Origin of the sequence: Melittangium boletus DSM 14713 (assembly GCF_002305855.1) — a bacterium.
GTDB classification, from domain to species: Bacteria; Myxococcota; Myxococcia; order Myxococcales; family Myxococcaceae; genus Cystobacter; species Cystobacter boletus.
This window is the reverse complement of the sequence record NZ_CP022163.1, coordinates 3,904,198-3,930,211: the sequence shown is the minus strand read 5'-3', so window position 1 is coordinate 3,930,211 and position 26,014 is coordinate 3,904,198. Positions and strand designations below refer to the sequence as shown.

At 69.8% G+C, this 26,014-nt stretch carries 23 protein-coding genes; 11 read left to right on the top strand and 12 right to left on the bottom strand.

The window, feature by feature from the left end:
- Positions 1 to 20 precede the first annotated feature (20 nt).
- The 6 genes from mnmG to MEBOL_RS16595 all read left to right on the top strand — a co-directional run bounded on the left by mnmG (position 21) and on the right by MEBOL_RS16595 (position 11,185).
- A complete protein-coding gene (gene mnmG / locus MEBOL_RS16625) occupies positions 21 to 1,853 on the top strand; it encodes a tRNA uridine-5-carboxymethylaminomethyl(34) synthesis enzyme MnmG (RefSeq protein WP_425437643.1) in 1,833 nt (610 codons plus the stop codon).
- Positions 1,854 to 1,953: 100 nt separating this feature from the next.
- Entirely contained in the window at positions 1,954 to 2,616 is a 663-nt protein-coding gene (gene rsmG, locus MEBOL_RS16620; RefSeq protein ID WP_095978360.1) for a 16S rRNA (guanine(527)-N(7))-methyltransferase RsmG, read from the top strand.
- A 5,598-nt stretch (positions 2,617 to 8,214) separates the two neighbouring features.
- Positions 8,215 to 9,039: a ParA family protein gene (locus MEBOL_RS16610; RefSeq protein WP_095982822.1), complete on the top strand. Its 825-nt coding sequence runs from the start codon at positions 8,215 to 8,217 to the stop codon at positions 9,037 to 9,039.
- Between the two features lie 195 nt (positions 9,040 to 9,234).
- Entirely contained in the window at positions 9,235 to 10,149 is a 915-nt protein-coding gene (locus MEBOL_RS16605; RefSeq protein ID WP_095978359.1) for a ParB/RepB/Spo0J family partition protein, read from the top strand.
- An 82-nt stretch (positions 10,150 to 10,231) separates the two neighbouring features.
- Positions 10,232 to 10,615, top strand: coding sequence for a bactofilin family protein (locus MEBOL_RS16600; RefSeq protein WP_425437626.1), 384 nt, complete (start codon positions 10,232 to 10,234; stop codon positions 10,613 to 10,615).
- A gap of 3 nt (positions 10,616 to 10,618) precedes the next feature.
- Positions 10,619 to 11,185, top strand: coding sequence for a hypothetical protein (locus MEBOL_RS16595; RefSeq protein WP_095978357.1), 567 nt, complete (start codon positions 10,619 to 10,621; stop codon positions 11,183 to 11,185).
- Positions 11,186 to 11,214: 29 nt separating this feature from the next.
- On the opposite strand, the gene MEBOL_RS16590 is transcribed toward MEBOL_RS16595, so the two are convergent.
- The 10 genes from MEBOL_RS16590 to MEBOL_RS16545 form a co-directional block, all read right to left on the bottom strand.
- Positions 11,215 to 12,042 (bottom strand): IS630 family transposase, encoded by an 828-nt coding sequence (locus MEBOL_RS16590; protein ID WP_157774696.1) that lies wholly within the window; start codon positions 12,040 to 12,042, stop codon positions 11,215 to 11,217.
- Positions 12,020 to 12,289, bottom strand: a complete 270-nt coding sequence (locus MEBOL_RS16585; RefSeq protein WP_245918869.1) for a helix-turn-helix domain-containing protein — start codon at positions 12,287 to 12,289, stop codon at positions 12,020 to 12,022. The genes MEBOL_RS16590 and MEBOL_RS16585 overlap by 23 nt, the downstream gene beginning before the upstream one ends.
- A gap of 460 nt (positions 12,290 to 12,749) precedes the next feature.
- Complete coding sequence (gene egtD / locus MEBOL_RS16580; protein ID WP_425437642.1) at positions 12,750 to 13,712, bottom strand: L-histidine N(alpha)-methyltransferase; 963 nt, start codon at positions 13,710 to 13,712, stop codon at positions 12,750 to 12,752.
- Positions 13,713 to 13,781: 69 nt separating this feature from the next.
- Positions 13,782 to 15,104 carry an ergothioneine biosynthesis protein EgtB gene (egtB, locus tag MEBOL_RS16575; protein WP_095978355.1) on the bottom strand — a complete coding sequence of 441 codons (1,323 nt, stop codon included), beginning with the start codon at positions 15,102 to 15,104 and terminating at the stop codon, positions 13,782 to 13,784.
- 141 nt (positions 15,105 to 15,245) lie between these two features.
- Positions 15,246 to 16,355, bottom strand: a complete 1,110-nt coding sequence (locus tag MEBOL_RS16570) for an NAD(P)-dependent alcohol dehydrogenase (RefSeq protein WP_095978354.1) — start codon at positions 16,353 to 16,355, stop codon at positions 15,246 to 15,248.
- 182 nt (positions 16,356 to 16,537) lie between these two features.
- Positions 16,538 to 17,644, bottom strand: coding sequence for an alpha/beta hydrolase (locus tag MEBOL_RS16565; protein WP_095978353.1), 1,107 nt, complete (start codon positions 17,642 to 17,644; stop codon positions 16,538 to 16,540).
- A gap of 53 nt (positions 17,645 to 17,697) precedes the next feature.
- Positions 17,698 to 18,858, bottom strand: a complete 1,161-nt coding sequence (locus tag MEBOL_RS16560) for a site-2 protease family protein (protein ID WP_095978352.1) — start codon at positions 18,856 to 18,858, stop codon at positions 17,698 to 17,700.
- Positions 18,859 to 18,971: 113 nt separating this feature from the next.
- Positions 18,972 to 19,406 carry a CBS domain-containing protein gene (locus tag MEBOL_RS16555; RefSeq protein WP_095978351.1) on the bottom strand — a complete coding sequence of 145 codons (435 nt, stop codon included), beginning with the start codon at positions 19,404 to 19,406 and terminating at the stop codon, positions 18,972 to 18,974.
- A 134-nt stretch (positions 19,407 to 19,540) separates the two neighbouring features.
- Positions 19,541 to 19,975, bottom strand: coding sequence for a CBS domain-containing protein (locus MEBOL_RS16550; protein ID WP_095978350.1), 435 nt, complete (start codon positions 19,973 to 19,975; stop codon positions 19,541 to 19,543).
- Positions 19,976 to 20,085: 110 nt separating this feature from the next.
- On the bottom strand, positions 20,086 to 20,496 hold the full coding sequence (locus tag MEBOL_RS16545) for a hypothetical protein (protein ID WP_157775050.1): 411 nt from the start codon (positions 20,494 to 20,496) through the stop codon (positions 20,086 to 20,088).
- A 158-nt stretch (positions 20,497 to 20,654) separates the two neighbouring features.
- Here MEBOL_RS16545 and MEBOL_RS16540 point away from each other — a divergent pair, with 158 nt between their 5' ends.
- The gene (locus tag MEBOL_RS16540) at positions 20,655 to 21,809 is read left to right on the top strand and encodes an MFS transporter (protein WP_095978348.1); all 1,155 of its coding nucleotides are present in this window, start codon (positions 20,655 to 20,657) and stop codon (positions 21,807 to 21,809) included.
- Between the two features lie 13 nt (positions 21,810 to 21,822).
- Here the strand turns inward: MEBOL_RS16540 and yjjJ are convergent, their stop codons facing one another.
- Positions 21,823 to 23,121, bottom strand: a complete 1,299-nt coding sequence (yjjJ, locus tag MEBOL_RS16535) for a type II toxin-antitoxin system HipA family toxin YjjJ (protein WP_095978347.1) — start codon at positions 23,119 to 23,121, stop codon at positions 21,823 to 21,825.
- 280 nt (positions 23,122 to 23,401) lie between these two features.
- Between yjjJ and MEBOL_RS16530 the strand changes: the two genes are divergently transcribed.
- The 3 genes from MEBOL_RS16530 (at position 23,402) to MEBOL_RS42150 (ending at position 25,227) form a co-directional block, all read left to right on the top strand.
- Positions 23,402 to 23,695, top strand: a complete 294-nt coding sequence (locus tag MEBOL_RS16530; protein WP_095978346.1) for a hypothetical protein — start codon at positions 23,402 to 23,404, stop codon at positions 23,693 to 23,695.
- A gap of 136 nt (positions 23,696 to 23,831) precedes the next feature.
- Positions 23,832 to 24,509 (top strand): phosphoribosyltransferase, encoded by a 678-nt coding sequence (locus MEBOL_RS42155; RefSeq protein WP_095978345.1) that lies wholly within the window; start codon positions 23,832 to 23,834, stop codon positions 24,507 to 24,509.
- A 16-nt stretch (positions 24,510 to 24,525) separates the two neighbouring features.
- The gene (locus MEBOL_RS42150; RefSeq protein WP_095978344.1) at positions 24,526 to 25,227 is read left to right on the top strand and encodes a dienelactone hydrolase family protein; all 702 of its coding nucleotides are present in this window, start codon (positions 24,526 to 24,528) and stop codon (positions 25,225 to 25,227) included.
- A 16-nt stretch (positions 25,228 to 25,243) separates the two neighbouring features.
- On the opposite strand, the gene MEBOL_RS16515 is transcribed toward MEBOL_RS42150, so the two are convergent.
- The gene (locus tag MEBOL_RS16515) at positions 25,244 to 25,585 is read right to left on the bottom strand and encodes a DUF3175 domain-containing protein (RefSeq protein WP_095978343.1); all 342 of its coding nucleotides are present in this window, start codon (positions 25,583 to 25,585) and stop codon (positions 25,244 to 25,246) included.
- A gap of 53 nt (positions 25,586 to 25,638) precedes the next feature.
- On the opposite strand from MEBOL_RS16515, the gene MEBOL_RS16510 reads away from it, so the two are divergent.
- Complete coding sequence (locus MEBOL_RS16510; protein WP_095978342.1) at positions 25,639 to 25,818, top strand: hypothetical protein; 180 nt, start codon at positions 25,639 to 25,641, stop codon at positions 25,816 to 25,818.
- The last annotated feature ends 196 nt before the right edge of the window (positions 25,819 to 26,014 follow it).

Below are 26,014 nucleotides of genomic sequence, written 5' to 3'. Positions count from 1 at the left end.
CCCCTTCTTCTGTCGTGGGTTTGAAGCCGCGGTACGACGTGCTCGTGGTGGGCCTGGGCCACGCGGGCAGCGAGGCGGCGCTCGCGTGCGCGCGCATGGGCCTCACCACGCTCGGCCTCACGCTCAAGCGCGAGCGCGCCGCCGTCATGAGCTGCAACCCCGCCGTGGGCGGCACCGCCAAGGGCCACCTGGTGCGCGAGCTCGACGCGCTCGGCGGCGAGATGGCTCGCGTGGCGGACCTCACCGGCACCCACTTCAAGACGCTCAACGCCTCCAAGGGCCCCGCCGTGCAGGCCACCCGCGTGCTCTGCGACCGCGACGCCTACGCGCGCGTCATGCAGTCCGTCCTCTTCTCCCAGCCCGGCCTCACCGTGCACGAGGCCGAGGTCTCCGCCGTCATCGCCGAGGGCGGCCGCGTCTCGGGCGTGGTGCTCGGCGATGGCACCCAGGTGGCCGCCTCCGCCGTGCTGCTCACCACTGGCACCTTCCTCCAGGCCCTCATGCACGTGGGCGAGAAGAAGGAGGTGGGCGGACGGCTCGGCGACGAGTCCGCCCAGGGCATGTCCCACTCCCTGCGCGCGCTCGGCTTCACGCTCGGCCGCTTCAAGACGGGCACCCCCGCGCGGCTCGTGCGCGACAGCATCGACTGGGCCTCGCTCGCTCCCCAGCCCGGTGACTTCCCCCCGCGTCCCCTCTCCTTGCGCACCCGCGCCGCCCCGGGCCCCTTCCCCCACCAGCCCGCTGTCACCTGCGCCCTCACCTACACCACCGACGCCACGCACCGGATTCTCCGCGACAACCTCCACCGCTCGCCGCTGTACCAGGGGGAGATTGTCGGCCGGGGCCCGCGCTACTGCCCCTCGCTCGAGGACAAGGTGGTGCGCTTCTCCGCGCGCGAGCGGCACCTCGTCTTCCTGGAGCCGGAGGGCCCCGCGTCCCCGCTCGTGTACCCCGCGGGCCTGAGCACGAGCCTGCCCGCCGAGGTGCAGCTCGCCTTCCTGCGCACGCTGCCGGGACTGGGTGATGTCGAGGTGGCGCGCTACGGCTACGCGGTGGAGTACGACTACGCCCCGCCCACGCAGCTGCACCCGACGCTTGAGACCAAGCGCGTGAAGGGCCTGTACTTCGCGGGGCAGCTCAACGGCACGAGCGGCTACGAGGAGGCCGCCTTCCAGGGGTTGTACGCGGGGATTCAGGCGGCGCTCCAGGTGAAGGGCGAGCCCGCGCTGGAGCTCGGGCGGCACGAGGCCCACGGCGCGGTGCTGGTGGACGAGCTCGTCACGCGGGGGGTGGATGGCGAACCCTTCCGCATGTTCACCAGCCGCTCGGAGCACCGGCTGCGGCTGCGCGAGGGGAACGCGGACCTGCGGCTCGCGCGGCACGGGGCGCGGGTGGGGCTCGTGGGCCAGGACATGGCCGAGCGGGTGGACGCGCGGGGGAGGGCGGTGGCGGACGAGGTGGCGCGGCTCAAGCGCACGGGGCTGGCGGCGCGGCTCAAGCGGCCCGAGGTGACGTACGCGGCGCTGGCGGCGGAGGGCGGCGAAGGCTGGCCCGCGCTGGCCCCGGACGTGGTGGAGGAGGTGGAGGTGGAGGTGAAGTACGAGGGCTACATCGTCATGGCCGAGCGGGCGGCGGCGCGCGAGGCGGAAGCGTGGGACGGGTGGCGGATTCCCGAGGACTTCGAGTACGAGCGGGTGCGGGGCCTGTCGGCCGAGGCGCTCGAGAAGTTCGTGAAGCACCGCCCGGGCACGGTGGGGCAGGCGCGGCGGATTCCAGGGCTGACCCCGGCGGCGTTCTCCCTGTTGCTGGTGGCGCTCAAGCGCGGTGGGGTGGGGGCGCGCGCGGGCGGTTGAGATCGCACAGGGGGGTGTGGACAAGGTGTGGGGAACTTCGAGGAGTCCCCAATGTGTAACCAATTCAAGGGGTTGAGACCCCGGTTCAAGAGGGTGGGTTGTGGATAACGCGCGCTTCGCCGATCGGATTCAGGAGGGCTGCCGGGCCTTGGGCGTCACGGTGGCCGAGGACGTGCCCGGGCGGTTGTTCCGGCTGATGGGCGAGCTTCTCAAGTGGAACGCGAAGGTGAACCTGACGGCCATCACCGCGCCCGAGGAGGTGCTGGAGAAGCACTTCCTGGACTCGCTGGCGGTGCTGCCCGAGGTGGAGGGGGCGGCGACGGTGCTGGACGTGGGAGCGGGGGCGGGCTTCCCCGGACTGCCGCTCAAGATCGCCCGCGAGTCCCTGTCGGTGACGATGGTGGACGCGGTGGGCAAGAAGGTGGGCTACCTCAAGGCGGTGGTGACGACGCCGGGGCTGGGGCTCGCGGGGACGAAGGGCGTGCACACGCGCGCGGAGGGCAAGCCCGAGGCGGAGGGCCTGCCGCGCGCGGACCGGGTGGTGGCGCGCGCCTTCATGGATCTGCCGGACTGGTTGGACCTGGCGCCGGCGTACCTGGCGCCGGGAGGCCGGGTGGTGGCGATGTTGGGCAAGGCGCTGCCGGAGGAGGAGTTGAAGGCCCAGGCGGAGAAGCGGGGCCTGGTGCTGGTGACGGCGCGGGCGTACCGGCTTCCGTTCTCGGGAGCGGAGCGGCAGGTGGCGTCGTTCGCTCGGGCGGAGTAGCGGACGGCGCGTCGGTGGGGTCCGCCTTTCCGGCCGGGCGCGGAGCGGCGGGTGTTATCGGCTGGGGGGTCGGAGTCTCGGTGGGTGTATGGGGATCGTCTGCTTCGCCAGCTGGGGGCGGAGACTCACCGAGCACCTCGCCCAGGGCGGTGACTGCGTACTCGGGAAGCGAGCCGAGCATCCGCCCCGACGGGCCGCCACACCGGTCGAAGCGCTGGGCGAGCGTGACGAAATAGAGCCTGGACGCGGGTTCTAGAAAGACCGCCACGTCGAGTCCTTGGGCGGGGTGGGTGCATCCCCGATACAGGTAGGGGTCCGGGTGGGTCCGGATGAATTCTTGGAGTGCGGCGGCTGCGGCGATGACGGCCCCGGCTTCGGACCCGGGAAGCACGAGCGTGGTGGCATCCGGCGCGGGCCATGGATCAGGGGCAGGGGGAAGGGGAGGGCGGAAGAGGGCGCATCCTCCAAGCCCCACAGTGCACAGCACCAGGGTTACGGTTTTACGCATCGCGTTCTCCTCGTCACTCGCGAAGCAGACGCAGTGAAGCAGGCTGACACTGAGGTGGATGAGGGCGGTCGTTGCCTGGGACTGGTGCGCAGCGGCCCAACCTCACCCATTCATGTTTGGCGGTGCTCCATTGTTGGACCTCTCCCGTGGGGTAATAGCGCAGGATGACACGTGCTCCATCCTGTCGTTCACCGACCAGCGCGGAGGCCATCTCGATGGCTGTATCCTTATAGAGGGCTGGCGCGGGATTGCCGGGAATCAGGCGAACTTCAGCCATGGCCACATAGGGCCTGAATGCATCCGTGGGCCAGCCCGAGAGATCATCGGACGAGGGCGCTCCGGCACAAGGGTGACTGTGGACATAACCCACGACCCACACCTGGGATGGCGGATGATCCGCATCACGCACGGAATAGCGCGGAGTGCACGACCTGTGATCTCCCGCAATCGGCTCGGTGACTCGCCAGGACATGGAAGATGGCTCGCCCGCGACATAGACCGTGGAGCAGTACTCGGTGGACAACCCCACGATAGGGCGACGGGTAGATGCCTCGCAGACCTTGGCACCGGGGCGCTTGAGTAGCGCATCAGCTGCGTCCTGGAGCAGTGCTATTGGAATGGATGTGTCGCCCGTGGGCATTCCGATGATGGGCACCTCGGCCCAAGGCCCCTTGGAGGCATCTGCGTCTTGGGAGAGAGGATGCGGAGTGCTCGCGCAACCCAGCGGACTCATGAGCAGGAGCATGACGGCCTGATGGCGAATGCACGTTCTCGACATGTCACCAGGAGCGTACACGGTTGCACGATTCGTTGGGAGCGCTTGACGGCGATGCGTCATTACCTTGGAACGACCGCGCCCTTGGCGAGCGCGCGGCCGAACCGAACTTCTGGCGAGTCAACTCAGCGTGTGCGGCGTTGCCGTGAACTGCGCTCGAGGATGTTCAAGGCCCTCCAAGTGATGCCGAGGAAGAACAACACGAGGACTACGGCGATGAAGATGAGCACATCGACAGGTTCGAGTGACGAGGTCGCGAGCTTGGCCGCAACCGAGGTTGCTGAGGCAGGTTCCATCGTGCACTTCCTCCTTTGATAGGGAGCGCTCGCGAGGTGCATTCGACGCGTGTCCGCGCGGGCGGCTCCGGGTTTGTCCCGACGACGGTTTGCCGACCGTGGATCCGGGATTCCCTAGAAGGTAGGCACGGTAGGTTTGGTAAGGAGGCTGCAGGCCCAGTCTCTGCTCTTGTACGGGAGTGCGATGCTTCTGTTTTCCCGCGAATATTGATGTCCCCCCAGTTGGAGGCGTGCGCACGCTATCCGCTGGGGACGTCGTGGGGCCTTTAACCGGGGCGGCGAAGTTGAGCGAATTTGCGGAGCGGTGCAATTGACTGCACCGCGCTTTGTGCGCATCCATTGCTCAGGTTTGACAACGGGTTCCACAGGTTTGACAACGGTGCCCCGATTCGCCGCAGTTGGCCGCTCTATTAGCGCGCTAGCTGACCCGTAGGGTGAATGTCTGAATACTTTTCGACGCGTGTCCGCTCAGGCGGTCACGATTCAGAGGGGCGCTCGCTTGCCGGCGGGTGCCCCTCACTTTTGCCATGGAGGATAGCCTCTTGTGCTCCGCGCCTTCCTTCGGGCAGATGCGGTTGCGTGTGTCGTGTAGTGCGTCCCTTTCGGTACTGACCTGTATGGAATCGAGTCTCGGCGGGCTTTCAGCCAGCGCGGAAAGGCGCCGTCGTCATGCATTCTCTCGTAGGGTGATGGACAGTCGCGAGGAGTCGTCCCTGCTCCACTTCGACCCAGAGTCACTTCCATGTTCGATGCTCATTCCCAACCGGGCAGTTGGCCGACGCACCGTGGAAATGGGTCACTCTTAGCGCCGCGCCTGTCCCGGTTCTCCGCTGATCGGCAAGGACCAGTCCTGCGAGACGACGAGCATGTGCTCGGTGCTAGAGGCGGCTCTCGTCTCCTCGCGCTGGTGTGTGCAGCTGCGCCGCCAGCCCGACCTCCAAGTGGCATCCGTGAAGGAGGCGGGGAGCGAATGCTTTGACGAATGAGCGCTGTGGCGGCGAGCGTGGCCTCACAGGAGGAGAGGACGTGGGGCGCTGCGTCCGGAGCGGGCCATGGCACGGAGCCTTCGGCGTAGGAACGAACAACCCCGGAGCTACATCGTGAGCAGCGCCAGCGTTCCGGACATCTTCATGACTTCCTTGACGTGACCTCAGTGGTGACGCAGGCCACTTCGCGGCATGCCGCTTCCGCCGTCGAGAGAGGTCATTGATTCCGGCGCGTGGGTGCTGCCGAAGGGGCCGCTTCGCATCGGCCGGGCGACTCCGCCGCTTCGTCGTGTTCGGCCGACGGACACGGGCGCGGGGACGACTTCTTGGGAAAAGGGGCGGAGTGTGATTGCGCCAGATCGTCGCCATGGCGAGCAAGGACCACAGGGCGATGAGGCCAGACGGCGAGACGTGATTGGCCGCCTTGGCCAGTTCGGCGACGGCGGCGAGATGGATGACGAGGTTCATGGGGACTCATGAATCGAAACGACCCGTCGTGCCGAGTTCGGCTGGGGATGTTCCGGTGGGAAGGGTTCTACTGGAGGGGACTTGTCGACCAGCGGAAAGGCCCGGAACGGGTCTATCTCCCGGGGGGTGTAACTCCTCACCTCACGGTGAGCTCTTGATCGCTCACCCATGAGGACGGGGGGAGGAGCCGGTGCTGGGCTCATGGAGGGATGCATGAACCCAGCACCGACCTCTCTTCATGCGGTGGCTCTTGAGCCTGGAGCGCCGAGGCTACCGGCGGGGCCGCCTCGCATGGGTCGGGCGACTCTGGCGCTGTGCCGAGTTCGGCCTGCGGGGATGGGAGGGGGCACGACCTCTCTGGGCAATGGAGGGAGATTGATTGCGCCAGGCCATGGCCATTCCGAAGAGCGACCACAGGACGATGAGGCCAGACGGCGAGACGTGGTTGGCCATGTCGGCCAGTGTGATGAAGAGGTTCATGGGGATGCTTGTGCCTCGTGCTGTGAATGCGGGAGTGCATTCGCCGAGGAGAAGGGGCGGCATCGCAGTCCCCAGAATCGCCTCTCCTTTTCGCGCTCAAGGGGCGGCACCGCTTTCATCGCCTGGATGGTCTCGGTGTCAGTGCTGATTGATAGGGAGGTGCTCTTCTTTCGGAGTCCGCGCCGTGAAGGCGCGCGCGCAAGTGGCCACGAAGCGCGCCCTGGCCGGACTCGATCCTTCGATGGGGCGTGTGCGCTGGCGGCAGGACTGGAACGACGTGCCAGAGGCTTGCTTCGTGTCGCATCCCGAGAGGTCGTCGCCGGATGCACGGACCTATGCCCACCACGGACGCACGCTGCGAGAGGGCTCGCGTTCAGGGTCGAGTCTTCTGTCGGGCGAGGTCTTCACTTGCCCGCGCGAGCACGGGCCAAGGGGCGGTGCTCGCCGCCTGAATCCTTGCGAACTGCCCGTCCCGCCGCTGTTCGACGGCGGGACGTAGGACTCGCCACCTCCAGTTGTTCAGGAGGCTCGAGCGCCCGAGGGCGGAGCGCTTTCTGGGACCGGAGGCAGCACTCCATGGCGTTCCACGTGACACGTCTGGCTCCGCGTCCCTGGATGTCGAGCGCGGGGTGCGGTCGAGCACACCACCGGAAGCGAACGTGTTCCACGTGGAACGGGAGGGGAGGGAAGCGCTCGGGCCTTTCCATGTGGAACCCCCAGTGCCCCGAATGCAAAAGCTGCCTGGATAGGAGCCAAGGCTCGCCTCGCCTATTCCTGGCAGCGACTGTGGGCGCGTGCTGTTCCACGTGGAACGGGCGAGGAGGGGATGGGCTGTCTTCGTTCCGGGCGGAACAGAGGGAAGTGACACGGTCAGATGTTCCACGTGGAACGCCCTCCCGTGCGGGCCCCTGCTTAGCTGGAGGGGCATCTTAGCGGAGGAAGCCGAAAGCAGGGGTGGGGCGCCAAGCCGCCAGTCGCCTGCTCCACGTGGAACAGAGAGTCAGGCACGTTGAGGCCGTTCCACGTAGAACGCTCGTGGCGCGCTCGTGAAGCTGAGCGGCCGAAATCTTCCCGCGCCTTGTCCCACGTGGAACTTCCCGTCGCCATCCGGCCCGAGGCCGGGCGTGCGTGCGTGTCGCCCCGCCCCTTACCTGTTCCACGTGGAATGTCTCCTTTCCCAAGTGGGGCGGAGAAGGAAAGGGGCGGGGACTTTTCGCACCCTTCCATGTTCCACGTGGAACGTCCTCCGCGTGGGGTTGGCCTCCGCTTCCGGCCAGGATTCACGCGGGCGCGCACCTTGTGCCGGTCCTCCCGTCTTGTTCCACGTGGAACGGCGCCGTCTGAGCGGCCACCGCGAATCGCATCCAGACGGGGGAGCGGGGTCTTGCGCTCTCCCCGGTTTGTTCCACGTGGAACGTTACCTCCCCCTCACCCGTGCGGCTCCTGGGCGGACCAGAACCCGGGCCCGCGCGGTGGACCGGTGTTTTTCGCCACCCCCGTTCCACGTGGAACGCCTTCCCCCATCTCTGGCGCCAACCCGGAACGAATTGGTTCCAAGGCGCCTCCGCATCCGGTGCGATGTGCCACTCTTCCTGTTCCACGTGGAACGCCTCGCCCTGTGCTCCCGCCGCACGCCCGACGAGGAGAAGTGGTCCGGTGTTCTGATGCCTCCGCCCCGGCGCGCCGCCTGTTCCACGTGGAACGCCGACCTTCGTCTTCCGGCTCCAATCCGGCCCGATGCGTCCCTTCCCCCGTTCCACGTGGAACGCCACGGCCCGGTCTCCTGGCTCCGTCCGAGTCCGCGTGAGGCGCCATCCCCCGGGCGGAACGCGCCTCCGGGCTCCCGCGCCCCCCGTCCCGGCGCCGTGCTTCTTTCCGGGGCGTTTCCCCCGCGCCCGTTCCACGTGGAACCGTTCCGCCACCGTCCCCCGCGCGGCCCGTGCCCCGGTCTTCGCCCCCCGTCCGTGGCCGCGCGCATGTCAGGCGGGCAGGCTAAAGCGCTGATCCGGTCACGGACTGGATCACCCGGCCGTTTGATGGATCAATGCGTCGGGTCGCTACAGCCCTCCCCCAAGGATGGAACGCGTGGGTCGAATCATCTGCATCTCGAATCAGAAGGGCGGGGTCGGCAAGACGACCACCGCCATCAACCTGGCCGCGAGCCTCGCCTCCGCCGAGCGCAAGACGCTCCTCGTCGACATGGACCCGCAGGGCAACGCGGGCAGTGGCCTCGGGCTCAAGCGCGAGGAACTCCAGGGCACCGTCTATGACGCCCTGCTCGGCGGCCGTCCCATGCGCGAGCTCCTCCACTCCACCGAGCTGCGCTACCTCCAGGTGGTTCCCGCCACCCCGGACCTCACCGGCGCCGAGGTGGAGCTCGTCTCCCAGGAGCAGCGCGAGTACCGCCTGCGCAACGCCCTGCGCCCGCTCGCGGACCAGTACGACTACATCCTCATCGACTGCCCGCCCTCGCTCGGGCTGCTCACCCTCAACGCGCTCATCGCCGCGGACTCGGTGCTCATCCCGCTCCAGTGCGAGTACTACGCGCTCGAGGGTCTGTCCCAGCTCAACCACACCATCGACCTGGTGCGGCAGGCCTTCAATCCGGACCTCAAGATGGAGGGCATCCTGCTCACCATGTTCGACGCCCGCGCCAACATCGCCAACCAGGTGGTGGAGGACGTGCGCGGCTTCTTCAAGGAGCAGGTCTTCACCTCCGTGGTGCCCCGCAACGTGCGCCTCGCGGAGTGCCCCTCGTTCGGCAAGCCCATCATCCTCTACGACATCAAGTCCAAGGGCTGTGAGAGCTACCTCGCGCTCGGCCGGGAGATCATGCAGCGCGAGCCCGCCTCTCCCCCGGCGCTCGAGGCCGCCCCGGCGCCCAAGTCCCGCGCCCAGCCCCGCGCCTAGTGCTCCGGCTCCGGTGTTCCGCCTCCGCCTCCTTATATAGGGCGCGGGTGGAGGCGGTCCGGAGCGGGAGGTGTCATCCACGGTTCCGGGGGCAGCCCGCCCCACGCCGGAGCCTCCCACCGGGTCTCAGGTCCCCGCGTGGTGAGCCGTGTCAGGATCTGATCGCCCGGGGCCGCCCCGGTGGGAGTGCACGCAGTGTTGAACGGTGACAAGCAGAAGCGGGCGTTGGGCCGTGGCCTCTCCGCCCTCATCCCCCAGGCCGCGCCTCCCGCTCCGGCGGGGGCCTCGGTGGTACCGCCCGAGCCGCCTCCGCCTCCCAAGGGCGCCGTGCTCAAGCTGCCCATCGAGGCCATCCATCGCGACACGCTCCAGCCCCGCCGCCACTTCGACGAGGAGAAGCTGCGCGAGCTCACCGAGTCCATCAAGGCCCAGGGCGTGCTCATGCCCGTGCTCGTGCGCAAGGATGGCGCGGGCTTCAAGCTGATCGCCGGGGAGCGCCGCTGGCGCGCCAGCCAGCTCGCGGGCCTGCATGAGATTCCCGCCATCATCCGCGACGTCACCGAGGTGGAGGCCTTCGAGCTCGCGCTCGTGGAGAACCTCCAGCGCTCGGACCTCAATCCCATGGAAGAGGCCGAGGGCTACCACCGGCTCGTGGAGGAGTTCGGCCTCACGCAGGACCAGGTGGCCCAGCGCGTGGGCAAGGAGCGCCCCACGGTGGCCAACGCCCTGCGCCTGCTCGGGCTCCCGGACGATGTGAAGGGCATGGTGGCCACGGGGCAGTTGAGCGCCGGCCATGCGCGCGCGCTGCTCGGCGTGCCGCGGCTGCCGGAGATGACGGAGCTCGCCTCGCAGGTGGCCGCTCGCAAGCTGAGCGTGCGCGACACCGAGAAGCTCGTGCAACAGGCCAAGGGGCAGAAGCCGAAGGAGACCGCCTCCGCTCCGCCCAAGAAGCAGAGCCCCCAGGTGAAGGCGCTCGTCGAGGAGTTGCAGCGCGCGCTCGGCACCAAGGTGCGCCTCGTCGAGAAAGGCAGTGGAAAAGGCACCCTGGAGGTCGACTACTTCTCGTACGATGATCTGGATCGCATCCTGAAGGTCTTCAGGAAGGAGTAGGGACGTGGCGCTCCTCGGCGGCAAAAAAGAAGAGAAGACGAACGTACCGCTTCTAGGCATTGGTTCGAGACAGGAGGAAAGCGTGGCAACGCGTCCGGGTGAGGTTCATACGCTGCTGGGCAAGGGCAGCGAATTCGAGGGCAAGCTCACCTTCGAGGGACAGGTTCGCATCGACGGGAAGTTCAACGGGCAGATCATCACCAAGGACGTGCTCGTCATTGGCGAGGGCGCCCGGGTCCAGGCGGAGATCAACGCCGGCACCGTCATCATCAACGGCACCGTGGAGGGCAACGTGCGCGCCGCGCAGCTCATCGAGCTGCACGCGCCCGCGCGGGTGAAGGGCAACCTGGAGTCGCCCGCGCTCACCATGGACCGGGGCGTCATCTTCGAGGGCACCAGCAAGATGGAGAACCTCGGCGCCAAGGGCACCCCTCCACCTCCGGTGGGGGGCGAGGTGAAGAAGTAGGTGATGCGCGCGCCGCCCCCTCGAGTCTGGGCCGCCCTGGTGGCGCTCGCCGTGGGGGCGGCCGGGTGTGAAGGTTGTCGCGGGAAGTCCCCGCGCGAGGGCGTGGGCGAGGAGGAGGCGTCCCCCGCCGGGGCGGCTTCCCCGCCACCGCGCCGGGTGGGGGTGAAGGTTCCGCTGCCGCCGGGGTGGAGCAACCAGCCCACGCAGGATGGCAGCCTCCAGTTCGGTCCCCCTCAACACCCCGTGCTGCGCGTGGACCTGCGTCCCAACGAGGGCGCGTCCCTGCCCGAGCCCGAGGCCCTGCTCGACTCGGTGTCCCGGGCCTTCGAGGGCTTCACGCGCTCGGACGCCCGCGCCGAGAAGGGCACGGACTTCGTGATGGTGCGGGTGATGTTGGCGGCCACCGGGGAAGACGCGGGCGAGAGCGAGGCCCATCCGGCGTTCATCGGCGCCCGGCGCGTGGGACGGGACTTGTTCCTGTGCGCGAGTCTGCCGGGGGTCACCGTGGAGGAAGTGCAGCGGGCGGCCGAGGCCTGCGCGGGCATCCACGTCCCGGCCAACGTCCCCTAGTGGAGTGTCCGACAAGTTTTTCAACATAGTCAGGACAGGTGGCGGTCCACCCACGAGTGCATCTTGGCGCGAGTCCAGGACCAGGTGAAGGGGTGGGCGTAGAAGCGGTTGTACTCGGGCCAGCTGGCGTCGAGGTGCTCGACGAACTCGTCACGGCTGGCCCAGTCCCCGCGTCGCAGGTAGCGCTCGGCGAAGGCGCGTAGCAGCAACTCCGCCTGGTTGAGCCAGGAGGCGTGGGCTGGAGTGAAAAGCACCCGGACGTGCGGGTAGTGAGTGCGGAGGAAGTCGTGCGTCTGCCCGGCGGTGTGACTGGGGGCGTTGTCCCAGATGAGGTGGATGCGCCTGGCGTCGCGATGGTCCCCAAGTAGCCGCGGCAGTACGGCGCGCAAGCACTCCCCGTTGTTTCTCTCCAGGTGCCAGCTGCGCATGCGGCCGGAGTGCACCACGAGCTTGACCAGGAGGTTCACCGTGCCACGCCGCACGTACTCGAACTCCCGGCGTTCGATGAGGCCGGGTTGCATGGGCCGCACGGGCTGCTCACCGTGCAGCACCTGGATGTTGGGCTTCTCGTCCACGCACACCACCACTTCGTTCCTCTGGGCCAGCTGCCGCGCCTGCTCGTAGCACCACAGCACCTGGGCCGCTTTGTGACGGAAGGTGTCGTCCAGGGTGGGTGTCTTCCAGTAACGCGTGCGGTGAGGCTGCAAGTCAGCCTCGCGCAGGATGAGCGCCACCGTGGAGTGGGAGAGGGTCGGGGCAATACCCCGTCGGCGTGCCACCAGGGCCAGGCTCCGGGTGGACCAGTGCATCATCTGCAAGCCCACGCCCGCCGGCTCACAACACGCCAACTGTTCCACCTCTACTCGTTGCAGGGGGGGAAAGCTCCCGCGGACGGCCGGAGCGGGGCGCATCCAGCACGACATCGACACCGTACGCTTCGTAGCGACGGCACAAGTGCCAAATGGTGGTGCGCTCCAGCTCAAGCCTGTCGGCCAACTCCGACACGACGGTGTCCGGGTCAGTCATGGCCAGCAGGACGCGCGCTCGGCGCGCGACGCGCTGCTCGGTACGTCCGTCCTCCACCAGCGTCTTGAGGTAGGCCACTTCCCCAGGCGAGAGGTGGAGGAGGTGCGGCGGTCGTCTCCTCATCCACCCAACTTACCCAGTCTCATCCTCCTCCCAACCAGCCCCCTGGTCTCGACTATGTTGAAAAACTTGTCGGACACTCCACTAGCGCGCCCTGTGGGGTGAGGCCTTCCCCCGCAAAGACATCGGGCGCCACCACCTGGGACGGTCATCCCGTCCCGGGCGTGCGCCCGATGAATCCCCCAGGCACCTGGTGGACGACCCTTCCCCCCGGATGATCGTCCTCGGCGCTCACATGTGGGGCCCGCCGCCGCTCGACGCCAGAGGCTGGACCGCTGATGCGAGAGGTATGACGCAAGTGGACGCCGACGGGGTCTGCCCCCCCCATGAGGACGCACTCCAGGTGTCGGGCGCTGGACGCCACGTGCCGCCCGGGGCCCCTGGAATGTCGGGCGGCGGGCGCTCGGGCGCGGATTTCTCAGCGCTTGAGCGCGAGAGAGAGTGCGAAATCCCCCGCCGCGTCCGTCCAGCGCTCGGCGAGCGTGAAGCCCGCCGCGTCCAGCTCCGCCTCCACCTGCTCGGGGAGGAACTTGCAGCTCACCTCGGTGCGCAGCGGCTCGCCCTCGGCGAAGTTCACATGCCGGCGCAGGGCCGGCAGCCGCACCGTCTGCGCCCGCGTGGAGATGAGCCGCATCTCCACCCACCGGTTCTCCTCGTCGAAGGGCGCCAGGTGCTCGAAGGCCCGGGGATCGAAGTCCGCCCCCAGCTCGTGGTTGAGCACGTGGAGCACGTTGCGGTTGAAGGCCGCCGTCACCCCCTGCCGATCATTGTACGCGGCGAACAACCGGGCCCGATCCTTGAGCAGATCCGTCCCCACGAGCACGCCCTCTCCCGGTGACAGGCTCGCGGACAGGCTCGCGTAGAAGCGCGCGCGCTCGGGGGGCTTGAGGTTGCCGATGGTGCCTCCGAGGAACGCCACCAGGGCCCGCCCCCCGCGCGGCCAGCGCCCGAGGTGCCGCTCGAAGTCGCCCACCACGGCGTGCACCTCCAGCCCCGGGTAGTCGTGCGCCACCGCCTCGGCCGCCTGGCGCAGGAAGGCCTCGCTCACGTCGAAGGGGATGAAGCGCCGCAGCCTTCCCTCGGCGCGCATGGCGTCGAGCAGCCAGCGCGTCTTCTCGCTGCTCCCACTGCCCAGTTCAATCAACGTGTCCGCGCCACTCTCGCGGGCGATGTCCCGCGCGTGCGCCTGGAGGATCTCCTTCTCGCGCCGCGTGGGGTAGTACTCGGGCAGGCGGGTGATGTCGTCGAAGAGCTGGCTGCCGCGCTCGTCATAGAGCCACTTGGGCGACAGCTCCTTGAGCCTTCCCTCCACGCACAGCCCCGAGCGCACCTCCGCGAGCAGCGCGCGCCGCGCCTCGCCCGACTCCAGGTGCACCTCCATCGTCACCGCCGGCGCCTGCCTTCTCAGCGCCCCTCGCCCACCCTGCCCCTTGCTGTCCGCCATGTGCCCTCACCTCGCGTCGCGCGCGCACCGGAAACCGGCGAAGATGTGCCGGCGGATGGGGTAGTCCCAGTTGCGGAAACTGTTGCGGACGGCGACCGGAGCACTCGCCCAGGCGCCCCCCTTCAGGACCCGGTACTCCGTCCCGAAGAAGACCTCCGAATATTCGCGATAGGGAAAGGCCACGAAGCCGGGGTGGCCGTGGAACGTGCTGCTCGTCCACTCCCACACGTCCCCGATAAGCCCCCAGATGCCCTCGGGCGTGGCCCCCGCCGGGTAGCTCCCCACGGGAGAGGGGCCCCACGTGTCGCCCCCCAGGTTCGCCCGCTCCCGCCCCGCGGGCGTGTCCCCCCACGGAAACACGCGGGACGCGCCCGCCAGCCCCGACGCGGCCCGCTCCCACTCGGCCTCGGTGGGCAGCCGCTTGCCGGCCCAGCGCGCGTAGGCGTCCGCCTCGTACCAGCACACGTGCTGCACGGGCTCGTCCGCGGGCAGCGGCTCCACCCACCCGAAGCGCCTGCGCAGCCACGCGCCTCCCGCCTGCGGAATCCAGAAGAGCGGATGGCGCACGCCCTGCTCCCGGATCCAGGCGTAGCCCTGGGGGTCCCACCAGCGCGCGTCCTCGTAGCCCCCCGAGGCGACGAACACCGCGTAGTCCCCGTTCGTCACCGGGTGCGCGTCCAGGAGGAAGCCGGGCACCCGCACGAGGTGCGCGGGGCGCTCGTTGTCGTAGGCCCAGGGCGAGTCGCTCCCCAGCCGCACGAGACCTCCCGGCAGGTACACCTCACCCTGGGCGGCGCGGCCGGGACGGGGCCGCGGGCGCGCGGCGGGCCGGTACGCGTGCGACGTCATCCACTGCAACGTGGCGCACAGCGTCTCCAGGTGCTGCTGCTCGTGCTGGGCGACGAGCCCGAAGACGAGGCCCCCGCGCAAGAGCGGCACGTCCGAGTCCTCGGGGAACCGCTGGAGGTGCTCGAGCACGGCCTCGCGCACCCGCGCGGCGTAGGCGAAGGCCTGGGCCGGGGGCAGCAGCGGCAGTTGGCAGCGCGTGGCGCGCGGGTGGCGGAACGCGTCGTAGAGCGCGTCGAAGTCCGCGGTGGTGAGCGCGGGCGCACCGAGGGCGCGCAAGAGCCACTGCTCCTCCTGGTTGGCCACGTGGGCCACGTCCCAGAAGAGCGGGGACATGAGGGGCGAGTGCTGCTGGACGAGCACGGACCCGGGAAGTCCCTCGAGCATGCGCCGCATGCGGGCGCGCGCGGCGGTGAGCTCCTCCACGGCCCGCGCCTTCCAGGGGAGGGCGCGGGCGCGTGCCACGGGTGAGTCGAGTGACATCCGCATCGTGCCTTGCAAGCTAGGGAGCCGATGTGGGCGCGGGGAGTGCTGCCCTGGAGGGAGGGGGGGCCGTGGGCCACGTCACACTCCTCCGCCGTGATGTCGGGGTGTTGCAATGCCCGGGGAGTGGACACGTCCTGCTTACGCGCCGGGCATCAGCACGGCCTTGAGCACTTCCCCGCGCGCGCTCGCCCTCGCGGCCTCGTCAATCCGGGAGAGCGGCCAGGTCTGGATGAGCCGCTCGAGCGGGAAGCGCCCCTCGCGCCACAGCTCGACGAGCCGGGGGATGAAGCGCCGCGGGACGCTGTCCCCCTCGACGATGCCGCGCAGCGTGCGGCCATGGAGCACGGTGTTCATGTCGAGCGTGAACTCGGTGCCCATGGGCATGAGCCCGATGATGCCGCACACACCGGTGAGCCGCAGCGACTCCACGGCCTGACGCACGACGCCCGGCGCGCCCGTGCAGTCCAGCGAGTACTGCGTGCCCTCGCCCCCGGTGAGGGCGCGCACCCGCTCCACCACGTCCCCCTCGCGGGCGGAGAGACAATGGGTGGCGCCGAGCTCCCGGGCGAGCGCGAGCCGCGACTCCAGCAGGTCCACCGCGATGAGGGGCGCGCAGCCCGCCACCCGCGCGGCCATGAGGGCCGAGAGCCCCACCGAGCCCAGGCCGAAGATGACGAGCGAGCTGCCCGGCTCGGGCCGGAGCGCGTTGAGGATGGCGCCCGCGCCCGTCTGCATCGAGCAGCCCAGGGGCCCCATGAGGTGCACGGGCACGTCCCGGGGCAGCTTCACGAGGCTGTCCTCCGGGGCGAGCGCGTACTCGGCGAAGGAGGACTGCGCGCAGAAGCAGCCGTGGATGCGCTCCCCCCGGGCATCGCGGTGGGGCGAGCTTCCATCGAGCCGGCCGCCGCTCAGGTTGCGGGGGAAGATTTCCGGGCAGTAGGCATTGAGGCCCCGCTGGCAGTTGGGGCAGGTGCCGCAGCTCGCGTAGCTCATGACGACGGGATCTCCTGGGACGAAGCCGGTGACGTGGCGGCCCACCCTCTCGACGATGCCCGCGCCCTCGTGGCCGAGCACCGCGGGCAGCGGCACGGGCATGTGCTGATCCCTCACGGCCAGGTCGGTGTGGCACAGGCCCACGCCCGTGATGCGCACCAGCACCTCGTTGTCTCGCGGCTCCTCGAGTTCCACGTCCTCCAGCGAGAAGGGTCCGTGCTTCGCTCGCACCACAGCGGCTTTCATCGTGGGCATGGTGTTTCCCCCAGGGCGTGTCATCGGTCCACGGGATGTGACCCGATGTCTCGATTCTACGCTCAAAGACAGACGAAAGACAGACGCCGGGACGGCGGATTTCGTGTCTGTCTTTCTTGGACACCCGGGACAACGGGAACCCCTCGGAAGCGCACCCCCCGCGGCGGGTGAATTTTCCTCGTTCAGGGCGCGCAGCCAGGCGCGGGGCCGGGGCCCGCGCCGATGTGCCGGGTCGTCCACTCCTGGGCCACGGCGAACCACCGGGGCGCGTCGGGAATCGTGTTGAGCATGTGCCCCGCGCCGGGCAGCACCCACGCCTCCGTGCACGGCGCGTTCGGTCCGAGCCGGGGCGCCTCGGCGGCGAGCAGCGCCTGGGCGCTGTCGCAGACCGTGCCCGTGAGCGTGGGGCCGCAGAAGAGCGCGTCCTGGGTGCCGTTGACGAGCAGCACCGGGACGCGGATGTCCAGCGGGCGCGCGAGCACGAGGGCGAAGGGGGCGAACTCGGCGAGCGTCAACGTGCCCTTGGTCCGCTCGTCGAGCGCGAGCACGGCGGGGTCGACGGGGCTCGGGGCATAGAAGGTGGTGTAGCGCGTGCCGGGCCGGGTGGTCAGGTACGTCAGGTCGTGGCCCTGGCCGAGGAAGGCCGGGTCGAGCGCGGCGGGCCACAGGGGCAGCAGGACGCTCAGCGGCGCCGCGGTCTGGAAGGTGTGGCTCACGCCGCTGAGGATGACGCCATCCACGTCCTGGTAGTCGCTCGCCGCGTACCAGGAGGTCATGGAGCCATAGGAGTGGCCCACGAGCACCACCTTCTCGAAGCCGGGCGAGCCCGAGGTGCCCGCCACCGTGCCCGCGCGCAGCGCCTGGATCACCTGGTGGACGACGTAGGCGTTGGTCTCGATGGTGACGAGGGCGCCCAGGGGGTGGGAGCTCTTCCCGCTCCCGATGCGATCCAGGGCCAGGGTGGCGAAGCCCGCGTCGAGCGCCGCGCTCACGTACGAGTAGCGCTGGGTGTGGCCGGTGGGGTCCGGGAAGTCCCAGTGCAGGTGGCCGTAGGTGATGCCGTGCACGAGCACCTGTACCGTGGCGGGCGGCGTGGGGCCCTCGGGCAGACACAGGCGCGCGAACACGTGCTGGTCCGCGGGCAGGCCGGGCGCGAGCGCCACCGGGATGTGGTGGTCGCCGCAGGCCCGTCCGGCCGCGAGCGCCGGGGCGCTCCCCGCGAGGAGCGCTCCCAGCGCGGTGAAGCCCCGTGCCGCCTGGGCGAGTGTCCGCCCCGTTCCCTTCATCATGTGAACCCCTCCCTGTCGTTGGCGGACACCCTACCGCCAGGGAGTGACATGGCTCAGGTGGGCGACTGGTTCTCGCGGCCGCCGAAGCCCCAGGGCCCCTGCTGGCGCGGCTCCTTCGAGTCGCGCAGGTCGCGCAGCTCCAGGGCGCGCAACAGGTCCTCCTGGGAGAGGCTGCCCACGAGCACGCCGCCCTCGGTGACGGGCAGCTGGGTCAGGCGGCGCTGGCCCATCTCCTTGAGCGCTTCCCACGCGGTGGCGTCCGGGGTGAGCACGGGCACCTCCTGGGCGAGCTCGCGCACGGGCACGCTGGAGAGCCGATCCACCGGCACCTGGCGCACGGACTCGAGCATCAACAGGCCCACCACGCGGCCCCCCTCCACCACGGGCAGGGCGCGCTGGCGCTCGGTGTAGAGCAGCTCCGTGGCGTCGCGCAGCGTGGCGCTCGCGTCCACCGAGACGGTGTTGCGGCTCATCACCTCGCGCACGGGCACGTCGCCCAGCCGGGACTGCATGAGCACGTCGCGCGACTCGGCCGCGGCGCCCATGAAGACGAAGAAGGCGATGAAGAGCAGCAGGAAGTTGCCGGACAGCAGCGCGTAGAGCCCGAAGAGCAGCGCGAAGCCCTGGCCCACCCAGCCGGACACCCGCGTGGCGCGCACGCGCCCGAGCTTCCCGGTGAGCAGCGCGCGCAGGATGCGGCCTCCATCCATGGGGAAGGCGGGCAGCAGGTTGAAGACGCCGAGGAAGATGTTGAGCGAGCCCAGGTAGAAGAAGGCGAAGCTCAGGTTGAAGGAGTCCGTGCCCGCGAGCAGCAAGTGGACGCCCAGCGACAGCGCGCCCAGCACCAGGCTCGTCACCGGACCCGCGAGCGCCATGAGCGCCTCGTGCCGCGCCCCGTCCGGCATGCGGGTGATGCGCGACACGCCGCCAATCATCATCAGGCTGATGTCGGACACGGCGCCGCCCTTGGCCAGGGCATAGACGGAGTGGGCGAGCTCGTGCAGGAGCACGGACAGGAAGAGCGCCACGGCGACGCCCAACCCCCACAGGATGGGCGGCCCGGACAGGCGCTCGGGGGGCACGTTCGCGGCGATGGCCGCGGCGCGGAACGCCTGGCTGAAACTCCAGGCGAGAAAGGGGAGGATGAGCAGGAAGGTGAAGTGCACCCGGATGGGAATGCCCCTCAGGGAGCCGACCTGGATGTGTCCGCGCATGTGTCACCTCGTTCCCCACAAGGTGAGACTCGACAAACGCGAAATCATCCGGGCGGGCGGGAAGGCCTACCTCGCCCGCCTGGAGGACGGGCGGGCGGCCGCTCCCCCTGGCCCTACTCCCGGGGCGGCGCCGGCTCGGAGATGCCCTCCAGGGCCTCGCCCACGCGCTCCTCGTCGAAGTCCTGGGACAAATCCCCGATGGACACGATGCCCACCAGCGCCTCGTCCCGGTCCACCACGACGAAGCGGCGCAGCTGCTGCTTCTTCATGCGCTCGAGCACGCTGCCCACGTCGTCGTCCTCGAAGCATACCTGCACGTTGGACGTCATCACGTCGCTCACCTGGGTGATGGAGGGCTCCATCCCCAGGGCGATGGCGCGCACGATGAGGTCGCGGTCGGTGAGTACCCCCACCACGCGCTCGCCCTCGCACACCGGCAGCACCCCCACGTTGAGGCTGCGCATCGACTCGGAGGCATCTCGCACCGTGTCCGTGGGCCGCAGCGTCTCCACGTCACGCGTCATCACTTCGGAAATCTTCCGGGCCATGGTCGCTCCTTCGTGGCTTCCCCAGGAGAACCCTGGGGAGCCCCCCCGGAGCGGGCAAGGGCCTCGTGCAGTCCCTCCCGGAGGGCCACCGGGCGGACGTGTCCCTGGCGCGGGGAATGCGCGCGCCCCGAGGCTCACACGGGCGTGCTGGGCCCCTCGGAGATGCCCTGGAGCGTTTCGCCCACGCGCTGGCGGTCCTCGCTCGAGGACAGGTCCCCCAGCGCCACGATGCCCACCAGCTTCTTGTTGCGGTCCACCACGACGAAGCGGCGCACCTGCCGCTCCTCCATGCGCCGCAGCACCGCGTCCGTCTCCTCGTCATCGAAGCAGTACTCGATGCCGGGGCTCATGACGTCCGCGACGCGCGCGGTGGAGGGGTCCAATCCCTGCGCCACCGCGCGCACGACGATGTCCCGGTCGGTCACCATGCCCACCACGCGCGCGCCATTGCAGACGGGCAGCGGACCCACCGACAGGTCGCGCATCATCTCGGCGGCCGCGCGCACGGTGTCACTGGGTTGCACCACTTCCACGCCGCGTGTCATCACTTCGTGAATCTTCCGGACCATGGAGGCTCCTCCCACGGTGCCTCGGCGCGGGCCGGGCACCTCTGTCCATTCCAGACAAACGTGGGAGCCCCGTGCGGAGCGAGCCAGTGGACCCGGGGTCAGGAGTCCCGTCAGGCCGGCGCCCAGCCGGACTCCGAGGGGGGCGCGTCCCGCCAGACATGACGGCCGGAGGCCGGGTCCTTGTGAAAGCGCATGAAGTCCCCCAGGCCCGTGTCGAGCGCGCGCGCGTCGAGCGCCTCGGCGACGCGGCCGAGCACGTCGAGCGCCTCCCGCGAGGGGCCATGCACGAGCAGCCGCACACGGGGCGTCACCTCCCAGGGGCCCAGGTCGAAGGTGATGGAGAAGCCCTCGCCGTGGTAGCTGCCCTCGGTGGGGCTCGGGAACACGAGCGAGGGGAGCACGTCGCGCAGCTGGCGGATGACGGCGTCGCGGGGGCCGAGCGGCGGAGGGGCCCAGCCCTCGGGGAAGTCGCGCACCGAGTCGAAGCCGGCCGCGCCCATCAAATAGACAATCCAGCTCATGTGGCACCCCCTGGGGCTCGTGTCCTTGATGGCTCACACACTACGCGGGGTGTCTGACATTGACGGAGCGGGCGAGGAGGCGGCGCCATCCGCTGACACGTGCTGAACACGCGGGGCGGTTGATTTCGGGGGCGCGCCATGACACGCGGGGCCCAGAGATGATTCACCCGGACACGGTCGTTGGCCATCCCCGTCACGTCCACCGCCTGGCGGTGGGGACGTTGTTCTTCCTGCAGGGGTTGTGTTTCGCGAGCTGGGCGTCGCGCATTCCGAGCATCCAGCAGCGGCTGGGGCTCACCGAGGCGGCGCTGGGCCTGGCGCTGCTGGCGCTGCCCGCGGGCTCGATGACGAGCCTCGCCTTCTCGGGCTGGCTGGTGGCGCGCCGCGGGAGCGCCCAGGTGGTGCTCGGGGCGCTGGTGCTCTACGCGGGGCTGCTGGTGGGCATCGGGGCGGTGGGCAGCCTGGGCGCGCTCGTGGGGGTGCTGTATCTGTTCGGCATGGCGGGCAACCTGGTGAACATCTCGGTGAACACGCAGGCGGTGGGGGTGGAGGCGCTGTATGGACGCTCGGTGATGGCGTCCTTCCACGGCCTGTGGAGCCTGGCGGGCTTCGTCGCGGCGGCGGTGGGCTCGGCGATGATGGGCTGGCGCGTGGCGCCGCTGCCGCACTTCGTGGGGACGCTGGGCGTCGTGCTGGCGGCGCTCGCGGCGAGCGCGCGCTTCATCCTCCCGGACGAGCCCGGGCGGCACCCGGCGGTGCGGGTGCTCTCGCTGCCGGACCGCTCGCTGTGGGGCCTGGGGGTGATGGCCTTCTGCTGCATGATCTGCGAGGGGGCGATGTTCGACTGGAGCGGGGTGTACTTCCAGCGGGTGGTGCACGCGGAGCGGGACTGGGTGGGCTCGGGGTACGCGGTGTTCATGGGGGCCATGGCCACGGGGCGCTTCCTGGCGGACGGGCTCACGCGGCGGCTGGGCCTCCAGCGGGTGTTCCAGGTGAGCGGTGGGCTCATCGCGGTGGGGCTGATGACGGCGGTGCTCCTGCCGCGCCTGCCCACGGCGCTGTTGGGCTTCCTGATGGTGGGCTGTGGGGTGTCGTCCGTGGTGCCGCTCGTCTATGGGGCGGCGGGCCGCAGCAAGACGATTCCCGCGGGCGTGGCCCTGGCGGCGGTGTCCACCATCGGCTTCCTGGGCTTCCTCCTGGGCCCGCCGCTCATCGGCCTGATGGCGGAGGCGGTGAGCCTGCGCGGCTCCTTCACGCTCGTGGCCTGCATGGGACTGGGCGTGGCCCTCATCGGCTCGCGCAAGGCGTTCTGAGGGCCGCGCCGCCTCAGCCTCCCAGCCGCTCGCGCAGGGCGTCCACGCTGTCCCGGCAGCGCCGCGCGAGCGCTCGGAAGTCCTCGCTGAGGGCCGCCTCTCCGGCGGCCCGCGTCCAGAACGTGCTCGCGTGGAGGGCGGCATCGGCCCAGACGTCGAGGGTTGCCGCGGTGGGTGGCGAGGGCTCGAAGGGTCGCTCCACGACCGTCGTGACGGAGGGCGCGAACGTCATCGGGAGCATGTCGTAGGCGGGCGCGAGCCGGAATCGCTGGGGCCCTGTCTCGAGGAAGCTCACGTTGCCGAAATGGCGATCCGAGTTGGCGATGAGCTGACCGAAGACGTCGAGCCAGCGCAGGCGCCGGGCATCCTCGGCCTGGATGAAGCGCCGCTCCAGGAGCCGGGGCGCGAGGCTCGTCCAGTGGGCGCCACGGCCCGCCGCCCCGATGTATTCGTTGTCCAGGGCATCCAGGGACAGCATGCCGCGCCGTCCTCGGGCGCCCACGCGGTCGAAGCGCTCGACCTCCAGGAAGCGGTAGTTCCCCTCGTCGAACCAGCGGGCCGAGGCGGCGTCGAGGCCAGCCCGCCGGATGACGTCGAGCGCGAGGCTCTCGCACACGAGCAGATCCCTCCAGCGGCGGGCCACCTCGCCCGCGTCGTGGCTCGCGAACTTGACCAGGACGTGACGCCCCTCGGAGTACGTCAGGAACTTGGGGTGCTCACCGCCCGCGGACGAGCCCACCTGCTCCGTGTCCGAGCGGAGCGCCCACGCGGGGTAGTCCGAGGGGTGCACGGACACGGTGTCCCGGCGGAACCAGCGGTCGAGGGATTCTTCCCCCAGGATGAGATGGCCCACGCAGTCCTCGCCTCGTCGCGCGAGGGCGATGAGGCAGTCATCATCGTTCCAGTGCGTGATGCGCGCGGGCAGGGCCAGCTCCGGGTACTTCGCGCTGAACATCCGGCCGACATACCCCTGCGGCCGCATGTCCGAGGCGAAGGGGGGAAGTCCCTCGAACAAGGAGTCGGTCTCGCTGTACCAGTGCCTCCCCGCGGAGAGCAGGTGGAGGTGCCCGGCGAGGGTGCACGTCCCCGCTTCGTCGATGCGGTGGACGGGAAGGGACGTCCCGAGTCCGGGAAGGGCCCGCGTGCGGGCGTAGCGGGTCGCGCGCGTCCGCCCCATCCGGCAGATGCGATCGCCCGCCGCCTGGATGAGGCGCGAGACCGTGGGCTGTGACACCCCCAGGGCCTCCGCCAACTCCTGGGCCTGCGCCTGACCCCGGCTCGCGAGCAACGCGAGCAGCCGTTCGGTGGACATGGTGAATGGAAAAACCGTCGAATCGAGGAGGGAGCTGGAGAAAATCTCCTGGGAAAATAAGGGGTTCCATGCCCATCCACAAGGAAGCCTGAATAGAAATGGATGGGAATGCGCGCCCAGGATGAGGGCCTCGTGTGAGGTGGTGGACGCCTGCCCCACGTGCCGGGATTGCACGTCGCGAGGCGCACGGGGGCCCGGCGCGCTTGTCCGGCTTGGCCGGTGCGGCGGACATCCCCAGCCTTCCGGGACCCCACTGCCCGTATGGGGAAGGAGCCTGCTCATGAAGAAGACGCAGTGGAGGGCCCTGGCCCTCGCCCCCATGGTGTTCATCCTGTCGGTCTGCGGCGGAGCGGAGGAGGCGCATGCGCCGAAGCTGTCGCAGGTGCGGATGTCGCAAGCGGAGGCCGCGCCGACGGGGGACGACGTGACGACGATGGGGGGACGGGGTCACGGCTGTCCGAGGCAGGGCGGTGAGTGCCGGGCGTATTGCCAGAGGGAGGGCCACACGTCGGGAGGTTGCTCGGGCTTCGGCCGTGGCGAGTGCGTGTGCCGGGACTCGGACTCGGTGAAGTAGCGCCGCCGTTCCCCCTCCTCCTCCTGTCTCGAGGCCAGGCGTGTGCTGGGCGTCCCTCGCGCCTCTCCGCCCGATGCGGCCGACGTCGCGCTGCCTGGTTCCTCTCATCGAGGGAGCGCGGTCCTAGTTTTCCCTCATGCGCCGCTATCGAGATCGCCACCACGGGGGAAGGGTGCTCGCGTCCGCCTTGGAGGCCTATGCCGGACGCACGGACGTCATCGTGCTCGCCTTGCCACGGGGCGGAGTTCCCGTCGGCTTCGAGGTCGCCCGGCACCTGGGCGCTCGCCTGGATGTCTTCCTGGTCCGCAAGCTCGGAGTCCCGGGCCACGAGGAGTTGGCGATGGGGGCGCTCGCCAGCGGCGGCGTCCGCGTCGTGGACCCCGAGGTGGTCGACGGCCTGGGCTTGACGGACGCGGTGCTCGACGAGGCCGCCCGGAGAGAAGCGCGTGAGCTGTTGCGGCGTGAGCGGCTGTACCGCCGCGGCGGGCCGCCTCCCCGCATCGAGGGCCAGACCGTCATTCTCGTGGACGACGGCATCGCGACGGGCTCCTCGATGCGCGCGGCCGTCGCGGCACTCAAGTCCCAGAAGCCTTCCCGGCTCGTGGTGGGAGTGCCCACCGCGGCGCCTTCCACCTGCGAGGCGCTCGCGCGGCAGGTGGACGACATCGTCTGTGTCGACACGCCGGAGCCCTTCATGGCGGTGGGGCTCTGGTACGAGGACTTCGCGCAAACGACGGACGAAGAGGTGCTCGCGCTCCTCGAGCAGGCCGCGCGGGAGCGGGCCGAGGAATCCCAGGTGCCTGGGGGCATGTGACAGGAGGACATCCGCGATGAACAGGCGAGTGGAAGAGCATCCGGTGCGCGTGCCGGTGGGGGAGGGGCTGGTGCTGGAGGGAGACCTGACCCTGCCCGAAGAGGCCCTGGGGGTGGTGCTCTTCGCCCACGGCAGTGGCAGCAGCCGCTTCAGCTCGCGCAACCGCTTCGTCGCCCACTCCCTCGTCTCGATGGGACTGGGCACGCTGCTCATCGACCTGCTGACGGCGGACGAGGAAGAAGCGGAGCGCTGGACGCGCCATCTGCGCTTCGACATCGGCCTGCTGGCCCAGCGGCTCGTGGGCGCGACCGACTGGCTCGTGAGGGATGAGCGGACCCAGGCACTCTCCATCGGCTATTTCGGCTCGAGTACCGGGGCGGCCGCGGCGCTCGTCGCGGCCACGCGCGTGCCGGACCGGATTCGCGCCGTCGTCTCGAGAGGGGGGCGGCCCGATCTGGCGGGAGAAGCGCTTTTCCTCGTCCTGGCGCCCACGCTCCTCATCGTGGGCGGCGATGACTTCCCCGTCGTCGAGATGAATCGGGATGCCTACCGCCTGCTCCAGACGGAGAAGCGGCTGGAGATCGTCCCGGGCGCGACGCACCTCTTCGAGGAGCCCGGCACGCTGGAGCAGGTCGCGAAGCTGGCGGGACGCTGGTTCGTGCGTCATCTCCCGGTGGGGGCGCGGCGGGGGGCGGAAGCGACCGGGCAGAACCCGTGAGCCTGGCGGGACGGCCTCAGTGTGGCGCTTCGCGGTGGAAGAGCTTCCGCAACTCGTCCTTGGCCTGGGCCAGGACGCGCTTGCGCTCGGGGCTCAGATTCCTGCCCGCCCGGTTGATGTAGAAGTTCAACATCGACATGGCCGAGCGGAAGGGCTCCACCTTCCGCCGGTGGCTCCGCTCCGCCGAGCGCTTGAGCGACAAGGCGATTCCCCGAGCGCTGGACTGTTTGAAGACCTCCTTCTCAAGGTCGAGCGCATCGCTCGTCTCCGTCACGTGACCGGACCAACGGTGCTGGGTTCTTCCGGGAGCGCGTTTCGGGGAATGGGAGTGTGTCTTCGAGGAGGTGCGGCTGGCCATGGGACTCCTCCGCCTGGGGCTGAGCCTGGGAACTACAGGTGGGGGCCGCCGCGATGAATGGCAAGGCGGAGCCCGTGTCCCGCCCCGTCGATCCGAAGAAGCTCGCGCGCAAGCCCTCGGCGCGGAGATGGGGCTCGATGTGGGGGTCGCCCGGAATGACCGCTCGCGGATCCGACTTCCTCGCGAAGTCCGTGGCCGAGTTCTTCAAGCGGGAGGACACGAAGTCTCCGTGAGGGACGCCTCGCGGTGAGGGGACGCTCTCCCTGGGCCCTCCAGCGGGGGCGGAGGTGGCGAGCGGCCGAGCGAGAGCGTGGCCCTGGATTTGCTCCCTGGCGGCGTGGCGCCACAACCCTTGAGGAAGGGGGACGGCGGCCGAGGAGGGCGTCACGGATCCACGACATGAACTCAGGTTGAGGGGGCCGGTCGTTC